The following is an 11053-nucleotide window of genomic DNA, read 5'->3' as shown; positions in this document are numbered from 1 at the left end:
CGCTGGCGCGATCGTACAAGTCGAGACAAACTAATCTGAGGCTGGGGTTTTTTTGCTTGAAATGATTCACCTTAGCTGCGTGTTGCGGCCTTGCCGGCGTTTCTGTATCGATTGCCTCTGTTTGGTTGTTGGCGATCGTTCTGCGGGTAAAATTTAGCTGGGATTCGATCGGGTAGCCGCTGCCAAATCTGAGATGGTTGTAAAGCCAGACGCTGACTTTTTCCACTTCCAAAGTGCGGGCTGCCGCCTCAGTAATTTCGCGAATTCCCACATTCAGCGCACTGCTGTTGAAAGTCCTCTGCCGGCCCAGCCGCAACAAAGCCAGACTCTGGCGGCGGAGTCGCTTTTCGCTTTCTTGGAGAGTTTGTTCTGCTTGCTTGCGGTGCGTCATGTCGTACAAGGCGCACAATGCTGTCTGTTCACCCTTAAACAGCAGGGACTCAACCGAGATCGTCGCCCAGAAGGCAGTACCGTCTGACTTTTTGCAGTGGAGTTCGTAGTTTTGGAGGTATCCGTTTTTGGCGAGGAGATCGAGTACGTGCGCGCGATCGTCCGGGTTGAAGTAAAAGTCTGGGGTGCAGCAGCCGATCAATTCTGCTAGGGGTATGTTCAGGAGAGAAGCCAATTGAGAGTTCGCATACAGGATTAGGCCGTCACAGAGGCGAGAAACCAATACCGGAACGGGAGTTGCTGAGGCGATCGCCCGAAACTGCTCTTCGCTCGATCGCAGTGCCACATCAGCTTGATAGAGCAAGTGAGCTTCCATCGTATCCGAATGTTCGGTGGTAGTCTCCAGCAAAATTTCTAGGTCAGCTTTTTCGCGCTTCAAGTTTTCAAGTTCTGCACTCAGCCGCTGAACGTCTAAAAGTAGCTGTTCTCTCGATGGTTCTTCCTGCATAACAATTGACAGTTGGTATTTTTTAGTTGGTTCTGAAGTTTTTTAAGGTTTGGTGCTAAGTTAACTATGACTTATTCTAATTCACTTGAGTCCCCCCGAATCCCGGTTCTCGGACTTGGCACGGGATTCACATCGAGCTTTGCCATTAACTATTCCAGTTCTAGATGCAGCGAAGGCATCAGCCGCTGCAAGTTTTTCAGGGATTTTCCCTGCCAGGGTATCTGTTTAGAGCCTTTGATGGTGATTTGAATATTCTTTTGCTGGCGCACTTTGATGACAAATTTTGAGATTATGTTAATTCCCGAACTATTTAAGAATTCTAGCTTTCGCAAGTCTAAAGCAATCGTGTTTGGGCTGGAGTCAGCAACGATGTTGAGCAGTTGGACGATCGGCGCGTATTCTTGAGCCTGACTGAGGCGGAACGAGCCGCAGCAGGTGACTGTGTGGGTAGCGCGATCGTACTGGATGGTATAATCTTTAGTCTGAATCTCCATACTTTTGTTCAGTTGCCGGTTGCGATCGGTAAATAAGCGGAGGCTGGGGTAGCTAGCCACCCGCGCGTCGGGCGGTCGCGATCGAATTTCTGCCGATCGCCTGTTGCCCAATGCTTTTGTTCGTGCAAGCTGCACTGCATCTACTGCCAACTTTACCATTCCCGCAGGGCATTTATGAGTGATTTTGCGATCGCTGGCGTTGCAAATTTTTGGATTTGACGAGACCAGCTTTTGCTGAAGTTCCGAGTTATCAATTCAGTTTGTTTTTTCGGTTTGCTATTGACAAAATCGCCAAATCATGAGAATAATTTCACATCTAGCACCGCAGTGAGTTGGAGAATATTTAATGGCAATTTCTGAGATTACAGAAAAGCTTTTGGCTGCTAAAAAAGCTAAAGGAATTAGTTTGGCCCAATTGGAAAAACTTTTGGGTCGCGACGAAGTTTGGATTGCTGCGGTTATTTACCGTCAAGCTACGGCATCGGTAGAGGAAGCAGAGAAAATTGTCTCGGCATTGGGACTCGACAGCGAGACGGCTGCGGTGCTGACCGAACCTCCGTTAAAAGGTTCTTTGGATGCTGCGGTTCCGGTAGACCCGCTAATTTATCGCTTCTATGAAATCATGCAGGTGTACGGAATGCCGCTCAAAGCGGTAATCCACGAAAAATTTGGTGACGGGATTATGAGCGCGATCGACTTTACTTTGGATGTGGAGAAAGAAGCAGACCCAAAAGGCGATCGAGTAAAAATAATTATGTCAGGAAAATTTTTGCCCTACAAGAAATGGTAAGCCGTTCCCGGTTTGCTCCTAACAAAAATTAACAATTAAGAATTTGGTCGCAGGGCTGACGACTAATGACCGCGCCTCAAAAGTGCTAACTTAGAAATAGAGAGCGCGAAGCTTGACCGGGTAAAAAATTGAGACCAGCCCCTGACTTAACTCGTGTATATCCCCAAGTTTTAGACGAAGGTTCAACCTCCAAAATTTATTTGTGGAGTCAATCTAAAATCTAAAATCTAAAATCTAAAATCCACAGACTGGCTTGGGTGTTCGATACGGAAAATTTTCTAGGGCAAAGATATCGATAACTTCCCCAGTCAAAACAAGCAACCGCAACCGTAAAGTAAGAGGCAAATATGTCAAAGTATGACTCCAATCTCAGATGCTCCTTTTGCGGCAAGTCGCAGGAGTACGTCCGCAAGTTAATAGCTGGGCCCGGCGTGTACATTTGCGATGAATGCGTGGAATTGTGCAATGAAATTTTAGAGGAGGAATTTTTTGACTCCAGCAAAACAACACTTGGTCAACAGATTCCCCAATCAGAGGTGCGAGAGTCTCAGGGACAAGGAACGAAACGCCCGGGTCGATCGAACAAATCTTCTAAAATAACTTTAGCCCAAATTCCCAAACCCACTGACATTAAACAACATTTAGACAACCACGTCATCGGGCAGCATTCAGCCAAAAAAGTCCTTTCTGTAGCAGTTTACAACCATTACAAGCGGTTGAGCGCCGACCAAGCCAAAGACAGCGCCAAATCTTCCCCCGACAGCGATGTCGAACTGCAAAAATCCAACATCATGCTAGTCGGGCCCACAGGTTGCGGCAAAACTTTGTTAGCGCAAAGTTTGGCGCAAATGCTGGAAGTGCCCTTTGCGGTAGCCGACGCGACGACGCTGACAGAAGCTGGATATGTCGGCGACGATGTAGAAAATATCTTGCTGCGGCTGTTGCAAATGTCCGATTTTGATGTTGAATCGGCACAGCGGGGCATTATTTATATTGATGAAATTGACAAGATTGCTCGCAAAAGCGAAAACACTTCGATTACCAGAGATGTATCGGGAGAAGGAGTGCAGCAAGCGCTGCTAAAAATGTTGGAAGGAACGGTGGTTAATGTTCCCCCGCAAGGCGGCCGCAAACATCCTTACCAAGATTTTATTCAAGTTGACACGAGCAAGATTCTATTTATTTGCGGCGGTGCTTTTGTCGGTTTGGAAAAAATAGTTGAACAGCGTTTGGGTAAAAAATCCTTGGGCTTTATTCAGCCAACAGAAAGCGACAGCAATTCGAGTTTGCCGGCGAAGGACAAGCGGACTGCTGATATTTTGCAGCAGGTACAGCCCGACGATTTAGTTAAGTTTGGTTTGATTCCTGAGTTTGTCGGGCGGATTCCGGTGGTGACGGTGATTTCGCCGCTGGATGAAGCAGCTTTGATGCAGATTTTGACTGAGCCCCGGAATGCGCTGGTGAAGCAGTATCAAAAGCTGTTGAAGATGGACAGTGTGGAGTTGGAATTTGAGCCGGATGCGCTGCGGGCGATCGCCCAGGAGGCCTACCGCCGCAAAACCGGCGCGAGAGCTCTCCGCAGCATTTTAGAGGAGTTAATGCTGGATGTGATGTACGAGTTGCCTTCTCGCAAGGATGTAGCTACCTGTATGATTACTGCGGAAATGGTCGAGAAGCGATCGACTGCGGAATTGCTGTGGCATCCCGCATGGCGGAAGCACGAAACAGCTTAATTTATGAGGTGGGCAATGCCCACCTTGTTTTTTAAGGTAATATAAGTCATACCAAATCAATTAGCATCGGAATTATCGATCTCTTTCTTCTCTTCCTCTGCGTTCTCTTTTCAACCTTGACTCCCGGCAAGTCTAATAAATACTCTAAATGAAAGATCGTCACATTAATTGTATTGAACGATCTATTTTACACCATAAACTCAGGAGAGCCTTGCAAGCTACCAACCAGTTTGTCGATCGCACTTGCGATCGCCAACAACTCCATTTCACGCCACCGCTTACCAACAATTTGCATTCCAATCGGTAAACCATTCTCAGTTTGTCCAATGGGAATTACCACCGCAGGATGTCCGCTAAGATTAAAAGGTATCGTATAAGTACCATTTGCCACTGCATGAGGATAGGATTTGCCATCAACATCAACGGCACTCCAAGCAGGACAATGAGTAAAGGCAGCGGTTGCAGCAACAGGAGTTAGCCAGACATCCCAGGGTTCTAATGCTTCATCTATATTAGCCGTGAAGCGATCGCGCTGTGTTAGTGCCTCGAAATATCCTTTTAAACTCGGATTCAATAATTCTGGCAAAAAACTGGCGAAATTACCTAATTTCCGGAGTTCCTTATCGCCCTGAGTTGCGGTGCGGAAGATTAACTCTAAACTGCGACGCAGGTTATATCGATCGACTGGTTGAGCATACACATTCAGGTATGCTGAAACCCGTCCGTAAAGATTAAATATTTTTGTAAGGTCAAAGTCTTCGGGCATCCAGGGCTCGACTCGGACACCTGCGTCAGAGAGTGTTTGAGCGATCCCAGTCATAGCGGCTCGAATTTCAGAAGCAACGGGAACTTCGGCCCATTCAGCAGTCCAAGCGATTTTGAGATGCTGCAAAGGCTTGCCAGAGGGTCGATCGAGCGGAATCGGCGGTACATCAGGGCGTCGCAGATCCGCGCCTGCAATTAACGAAAAACATAGCCGGATGTCTTCGAGCGATCGCGCAAAACACCCCACTGTCATCATTTGCCGAATAGACAGTGGCATTCCCGGCACTTCAGGAATCTGCCCTGCTGTAGAAATACGGCGATCTGTCGGCTTTAAACCATATACGCCACAGAAATGAGCGGGTTGACGCACTGAACCCCCGAAATCGTTGCCCAAATCTAACGGTGAAAGTCCGGCGGCGACAGCCGCGGCACTGCCCCCAGAACTGCCACCAGGAGTACAGTCAAGATGCCAAGGATTATTCACCCGTGGAAACAGAGAATTGGTGCTTTGATAATCGCCAGCCAATTCCGCCATATTGGTTTTTCCCATAATTACAGCACCTGCTGCCCGCAATCTCGCGACAGCAGTTGCATCCTGTTGAGGCACATAATCTTTGAGGGGAATATAGCCTGCTGTGGTGCGGAGTCCGGCTGTTTCAAAAATGTCTTTAATGGTAATGGGAACGCCATGTAAAGCACCCCAGTTTTCTCCTCTGGCTAGAGCTTCATCGGCAAGTTTTGCTCTAGTACGGGCATTTTCTGCATCTAGCGTACAAATGGCATTTAATTTCGAGTTGTGTTTGGCGATTTGAGTCAGATAAGCGTCGAGAACTTCGACGGCAGAGACTTCGCGATCGCGAATCATGCGCGCTAGCTGATGGGCAGAGGCAAACGTCAGGCTACTCATAAGCAACAAACAGGTAGTTCTCGATCGAGTTTATTATACAGAGATGTTGCACCATTCTCAACAAGGCTTTTATGAACAGGCTTTCCGGCCTGTTCCACAAGAAAAATAACTCTTTGTGGAACAGGCATCTTGCCTGTTCTTGAGAATGGTGCAAGATATCAGTTATATTCACTTTTAGTTAATATAGTTAACTAATATCAAGCGGCTTTGTCCGTAAATCCTGTTAATTGCAAACACAAGGTAGATAAGGGAGATAAGCAACATCAGGATTTTAAGGAGTTTAAGGATTTTAAAAGTCAGAAGTGAGTCTCAAAATATTTATTTTTAAAGACCGTATCTTCCCCGCACTAAAAATAAAAGCATTCAATAATGATGACATAGCCGAGGGAAATAGCAAGTTAGGCGAGAATCGATCGGCCTATCAAAAGCTTACTTCTCTTCAATAAAAAACTTGTGTAAATTGGAGAATCAAAAATGTCTGTACTTCACCGCATTAAAATCGGCACATCTGTTTTATTAACACTGGGAACAGTTGCCGGCGCTGCAGCGCCGATGCTAGCACCCGCGCCTGCTTTTGCTCAGACAGCTTTTTCGGATGTTAATAACAACTACTGGGCAAAAGACTTTATTCAAGATTTGTCAGAAAGGGGGATTATCAAGGGATTTCCTGATGGGAGTTTCCGCCCGGATGCACCAGTAACGCGGGCTGAATTCGCGGCAATGGTTCGTTCTGTGAAGAAGGCAAAAACCCGCAATGCTGCTAGGTTTGCGGATGTTCCCTCCAATTTTTGGGCCAGCGGGGCGATCGCCGAAGCTTACGAAATGGGATGGATGTCTGGCTATCCCGGCAATGTTTTTAGGCCAATGCAGCAAATTCCTCGCGTGCAAGTTGTAGTCGCTTTAAATAACGGAATGGGCTATGAACCTACCTGCAATTTTCAAGATGTTCTCAGCTACTACAATGATGCGGGCGATATTCAAAGTTATGCTGTCAAAAGCGTTGCTGCTGCTACTGAAAAACAGTTAGTTGTTAGCTACCCCAATCCTAAATCTCTCAAGCCCAACAAGTCAGCAACGCGGGCTGAAGTAGCTGCTTTTATCTATCAAACATTAGTCAGCAGCAATCAAGCAAGAGCAATTAATTCTCCTTACATTGCTAAGATTGATGTTAGCCAGAGTGTTGCTGTGAAAATTCCGAGCGGGGTGACTATTCCCATTGAGTACAAAAAAGGCAAGATTTTGCTCGCCCCCAATGACAAGTCTCCGATTACGCTGACTGTGGCTGCGGATATCGCGGGGAATAATGGCAAAGTGTTGATACCCGAAGGCTCGAAAATTAGCGGCGAATTGCGATCGACTACTGCAGGCGTTCAGTTTGTGGCTCAAGAATTAAGTATCATCAACGGTAACAGAGTGCCTTTGAATGCTACTTCGTCAGTGATTACTCGGAAAGAAACTGTGACTAAGGGCGTGAATGTGGGGAATTTGATTAAGAATACGGCGTTGGGTGCAGCAGCGGCGGCGGCGATTGCGGGAGTTACGGGCGATCGGGCGATCGCGACTGAAGAGGTACTCGGCGGTGCGGGAATCGGAACTTTAGTCGGCGTATTTTTGGGTAGAGATAAAGTTGATTTGTATGCTGTCAATCCCGACACTGATTTAGATTTGCTGTTGAATTCGGACTTGGTAGTTGCTGCTGCGAACACAGGCATTTGTAGCGCTCGATAGAAGCAACAGTTAGCCCCGACGACTCAGAAACCGGGTTTCTTTCTAGATTTTGTGTCACCAAAAAACTCGTAGAAACCCGGTTTCTCGCCCCGACGAGGTATTCAGAAACCGGGTTTTTTTAGAGATTTTGTGTCACCAAAAAACTCGTAGAAACCCGGTTTCTCGCCCCGACGCATAATTCCTGCAATCGTAATTTTCTACGGACATCCCAAACTTTCTCGCGTAGAAACTCCCGTCACGGGATTGACACCATCTGCTGTTTCGCACATAATTTTTACTTGATAAGCATCTATAATCGCATCAGTAAAATCAGCGCCGGAAATTGCAGCATCAAAAAACCGAGTTCGTGTCATAATTGCTTCGGTGAAGTTAACATTGGTCAAATTAGCGCCGTCAAATGTAACTCTATCTGCTAAAGAACCGGAGAGGTTGGCACCTGACAAGTTGGCATTCAGCAAAACTCCTTTAGTCAAAATCGCATTGGTTAAATCAGCGCCTTGAAAGTTGGTTCCCCGCATTTCGGCCGCGACGAATGTTCCGCCCGCTAAGTCAGAGTTGGAAAAATCGCGATCGGACAAATCAATATTTGTGTAATTAATATTAAGTTTCGGCAGCGCCAATGCAGGAGTAGCACTCAGCAGCACCCATCCAAAAGCCAACACTAAACTTAAAATCAGGCTCAGAAAAATTCGGGATACACTTTTCATAATGATTGGAATTGGGAATTGTTGAGTGTTAACTGTTGACTGTTAACTGTTAACTGTTGACTGTTGACTGTTAACAGTTGACTGTTAACTGTTAGCTGTTAACTGTTGGCTGCTGACTGCTAAGAAGGGCGGGCACGGGGGCACCGCCCCTACTGACTGTTGGCTGATGACTAATGACTGATGACTAATGACTGATGACTAATGACTGATGACTAATTAAAATCGCTTTACCCAATCTTCGCCGACGCGGAGTGTCAAATCAGAATCTATTTCACCAGTAGAAGATGCTTCTATTTTACCGTCGCCTAGCACTTTTTGCAGGAGATTTGCTGCTGCTAAATCGCCTTTCTGGACAATAATTTGACTGTGACGCTGCTTGTCGGGCCAATCTTTGACTACAGATACATTAGAAAAGCCATTTTTTCTGAGAAATTCAGCAACGTTTTTGGCAGTTGTCGGTTTGCTAGAAGCGTTTTGGACGGAGATTTTGAGGTTGGCGGGCGAAACTGACTCGTTGGAATCGGGAAATTGCCCGATCGCCAAATCCGGCACTCCTTGCTGGAAATATTGTGTCATAATCCGATCGCGCCCAGCAACATCTAAAATCCAATAACTCCTCAAATCCCCTTGTCCTGAGCTAGAACGTCCGGGTAACATCACCATCTTAAAACTATCTCGCTCCAATTGCAAACCAAAATTTGTCAGCGTCAAAATTTCCTCAAAATTTAGGTTTGTATCCACATATTTTTGCATCAATCGCACAATTTCCGGCAAGCGCACCAATACAGATGGACTTGTGAAGCGGTTGCGAATAGCTTGAATTAAAGATTGTTGTCGCTGAATGCGGCCGATATCTCCTAAGCCGTCGTTGCGAAATCGAGCAAATTGTTCTGCTTGTTCTCCGTCGAGAGTTTGCCATCCCTGTGCTAAGTTTATTTTTAACTTTTGGGCGGTATCTGTATAAGACATCGCGCGAGGTACAAATACCTCAACTCCTCCTAACAAATCGATTAATTCCCGAAACGCACCGTTGCTGACTCGCACGTATCTTTCTATTGTCACATTGTTCAAGATAGTGCTAACCAATCGCGCCGCCAAAGCCGCTCCTCCTCTAGCATTAGCTTCGTTAATTTTGCTAAATCGAATTCCGGGAATTTGAACTTTAGTATCTCGCGGAACTGAAATCAAACTAATAGATTTATCTCTAGGATCGAGGTGAAATACGAGTATTGTATCGCTGCGACCTTCAAAAATTTTCGGGGAATTTGCAGCGGTTTGTGGTACGCGGTCAATTCCCATAATCAAGATATTAACAGGTCGCGACAGGCGGTATCCAGAGGAATTGGACGAACCGTAGGTAAAGCCCGCAGCGTCTAGGACTCCACTAATAAATTGCGGTTCCACGGGGGCGAAGAGGGCGGTAATTGCTCCGATTCCTGCGGAGATGGCTGCCGTGAAAATCAACAAAAGTGTCCAAAATACATACAGGACTATTTTAGGCTTTTTTCGATTTTTGTGATCGACTGATTTAACAAAGTTTCGTTTAAAAAATGACAAGTTTTTCATAGACTTGCTGTTGATTATTGCAGTTTTTCTGCTTTGCAGTAAAGTTTGGGCGGTGCTTCTATAAAGTATTTGAACAAAGCCGGACAAAGCCAGCCTTCAAGATTTTTCGATTCCGGGCGATATTAGTTATACCAATTTCATAAAGTTATGCTACTACCGAAAGTTTGACTCCCCCCCTTTATAAGGGGGGGTTGGGGGGGGTAGATATGTAGCGTTATTTTATGAATTTGGTATTACCGCCGTATTCTGTTTTAAAACACAGCATTTATGCTTAATATCCGGGAAATGGATTGGGTGAAAATAAGAGTGGGAAACCTCCATTGACATTGGGAATCTCTGCGACGAGTGCTTCAATCATCTGGGGTACGCCCAGAACAAACGGTTCTCGGACAAGTCCGACTCGCTCGTCGTCAAAAACCCAGGTGTACTGTTCGCGATAGGGATAAATTACCATCATCGCATTTGACATTGAATTCTCCTTTTTTCATTTCGTTTATTTGGGCTGGGGAAATCCAAGTCTTGATATATCATATTCCAATACGCGATTGTTAAGCATGATTGTAGTAGTAGGTTGGGTTTTAGCCTTAACCCAACGGTATTGTATTATATTCTACAAACTGGTTCGATCGTTCGGAATGCAAGTCCTCAATCATTTTTGGGGAAACGACCAAATTCCTCACTACAAACCTATAACTGTTTGTAGTGAGGTGTTAATTTTTTTGGTGGAATATCCCGATCAAATTGTCGTCAACTCAACCAGCGCCTTAGCCAAATATTCATACTGCGGCAAAGTGTTGTAAAACTGAGCGGAAATCCTTACCAACCGCTTGCTAGAATCCGGCCAAGGAATCACGGGAACTTCTATTTTAAAAATCTGCCACAGCGCCTCTTGCAAAGGTGCAATTCCTCCTTTTGCAACCGCATCAGATTTTTCATCAGCCAGCCGTACAACTGCCATTGAACCTACCATTTCATCGGGACAAGGTAGTGGCAAATCTAATTTGTCCGCCAATGTTTTTCTTCCGGCTAACGCTAAAGCATGATTTTTTGCCATCAATTCCGGCCAGCCACCGCTCAATAAAGAACCCATAAAATCAATAGCTACAGGCACGCACAAATAGGGACTCGGATCGAGTGTTCCCATCCAGTCAAATTCTAGTTGAAAGCGCGATTTATCAGTGCGCGGCGAGTTAGCACCGTGACTGATAGTAGTTGGGCGAATGGCATTTTGCTTGTCGCGCCGCACGTACAAAAAGGCAGCACCTTTCGGCGCGCACAGCCATTTGTGGCAATTTCCCGTGTAGTAAGTTGCGCCAATTTCTGCTAAATTTAGCGCTACCATTCCGGGCGCGTGAGCTCCGTCTACCAATACATCTACGCCGCGATTTTCCAACTCGCCTACTAACTGTTTGATGGGAAATATTAAGCCGGTTTGGCTGACTATATGGTCTAATAATGCTAATTT

Annotated in this window: 10 protein-coding genes; 3 read left to right on the top strand and 7 right to left on the bottom strand. The window is 45.9% G+C overall.

The genetic code is table 11. From position 1 onward, the window contains the following. Positions 1 to 898: PAS domain-containing protein (locus WBA89_RS15120; protein ID WP_424407749.1), on the bottom strand; the 898-nt coding region annotated here is incomplete at its 3' end. 149 nt (positions 899 to 1047) lie between these two features. Then, positions 1048 to 1392 carry a slr1659 superfamily regulator gene (locus tag WBA89_RS15115; protein ID WP_424407751.1) on the bottom strand — a complete coding sequence of 115 codons (345 nt, stop codon included), beginning with the start codon at positions 1390 to 1392 and terminating at the stop codon, positions 1048 to 1050. Between the two features lie 346 nt (positions 1393 to 1738). Between WBA89_RS15115 and cynS the strand changes: the two genes are divergently transcribed. Together cynS and clpX are read left to right on the top strand one after the other, a co-directional pair. Next, positions 1739 to 2182: a cyanase gene (gene cynS / locus WBA89_RS15110; RefSeq protein WP_424407747.1), complete on the top strand. Its 444-nt coding sequence runs from the start codon at positions 1739 to 1741 to the stop codon at positions 2180 to 2182. 347 nt (positions 2183 to 2529) lie between these two features. Continuing rightward, on the top strand, positions 2530 to 3915 hold the full coding sequence (gene clpX / locus WBA89_RS15105; protein WP_424407745.1) for an ATP-dependent protease ATP-binding subunit ClpX: 1386 nt from the start codon (positions 2530 to 2532) through the stop codon (positions 3913 to 3915). A gap of 187 nt (positions 3916 to 4102) precedes the next feature. Here the strand turns inward: clpX and WBA89_RS15100 are convergent, their stop codons facing one another. Beyond that, positions 4103 to 5587, bottom strand: a complete 1485-nt coding sequence (locus tag WBA89_RS15100) for an amidase (RefSeq protein WP_424407743.1) — start codon at positions 5585 to 5587, stop codon at positions 4103 to 4105. 474 nt (positions 5588 to 6061) lie between these two features. Here WBA89_RS15100 and WBA89_RS15095 point away from each other — a divergent pair, with 474 nt between their 5' ends. Further along, entirely contained in the window at positions 6062 to 7315 is a 1254-nt protein-coding gene (locus tag WBA89_RS15095; protein WP_424407741.1) for an S-layer homology domain-containing protein, read from the top strand. 197 nt (positions 7316 to 7512) lie between these two features. Here the strand turns inward: WBA89_RS15095 and WBA89_RS15090 are convergent, their stop codons facing one another. From WBA89_RS15090 to WBA89_RS15075, 4 genes are all read right to left on the bottom strand, one after another. Further along, complete coding sequence (locus WBA89_RS15090) at positions 7513 to 8022, bottom strand: pentapeptide repeat-containing protein (protein WP_424407739.1); 510 nt, start codon at positions 8020 to 8022, stop codon at positions 7513 to 7515. A 216-nt stretch (positions 8023 to 8238) separates the two neighbouring features. After that, positions 8239 to 9588 (bottom strand): LCP family protein, encoded by a 1350-nt coding sequence (locus WBA89_RS15085; RefSeq protein ID WP_424407737.1) that lies wholly within the window; start codon positions 9586 to 9588, stop codon positions 8239 to 8241. A gap of 271 nt (positions 9589 to 9859) precedes the next feature. Further along, positions 9860 to 10057, bottom strand: a complete 198-nt coding sequence (locus tag WBA89_RS15080) for a hypothetical protein (protein WP_424407735.1) — start codon at positions 10055 to 10057, stop codon at positions 9860 to 9862. 267 nt (positions 10058 to 10324) lie between these two features. Beyond that, the coding region (locus WBA89_RS15075; RefSeq protein ID WP_424407733.1) for an aminotransferase class V-fold PLP-dependent enzyme at positions 10325 to 11053 on the bottom strand (729 nt) is incomplete at its 5' end.

Origin of the sequence: Microcoleus sp. (assembly GCF_049646505.1) — a bacterium.
GTDB lineage: Bacteria > Cyanobacteriota > Cyanobacteriia > Cyanobacteriales > Microcoleaceae > Microcoleus.
Note: the sequence above shows the minus strand (reverse complement) of the source record. Positions and strands in the feature narration are given on the sequence as shown.

Excerpts from the sequence above, each read along its gene's own strand:
- cynS (WP_424407747.1), top strand. The coding sequence starts at position 1,739 with ATGGCAATTTCTGAGATTACAGAAAAGCTTTTGGCTGCTAAAAAAGCT.
- WBA89_RS15085 (WP_424407737.1), bottom strand. The coding sequence starts at position 9,588 with ATGAAAAACTTGTCATTTTTTAAACGAAACTTTGTTAAATCAGTCGAT.
- WBA89_RS15090 (WP_424407739.1), bottom strand. The coding sequence starts at position 8,022 with ATGAAAAGTGTATCCCGAATTTTTCTGAGCCTGATTTTAAGTTTAGTG.
- WBA89_RS15100 (WP_424407743.1), bottom strand. The coding sequence starts at position 5,587 with ATGAGTAGCCTGACGTTTGCCTCTGCCCATCAGCTAGCGCGCATGATT.
- WBA89_RS15115 (WP_424407751.1), bottom strand. The coding sequence starts at position 1,392 with ATGGAGATTCAGACTAAAGATTATACCATCCAGTACGATCGCGCTACC.
- WBA89_RS15095 (WP_424407741.1), top strand. The coding sequence starts at position 6,062 with ATGTCTGTACTTCACCGCATTAAAATCGGCACATCTGTTTTATTAACA.
- WBA89_RS15080 (WP_424407735.1), bottom strand. The coding sequence starts at position 10,057 with ATGTCAAATGCGATGATGGTAATTTATCCCTATCGCGAACAGTACACC.
- clpX (WP_424407745.1), top strand. The coding sequence starts at position 2,530 with ATGTCAAAGTATGACTCCAATCTCAGATGCTCCTTTTGCGGCAAGTCG.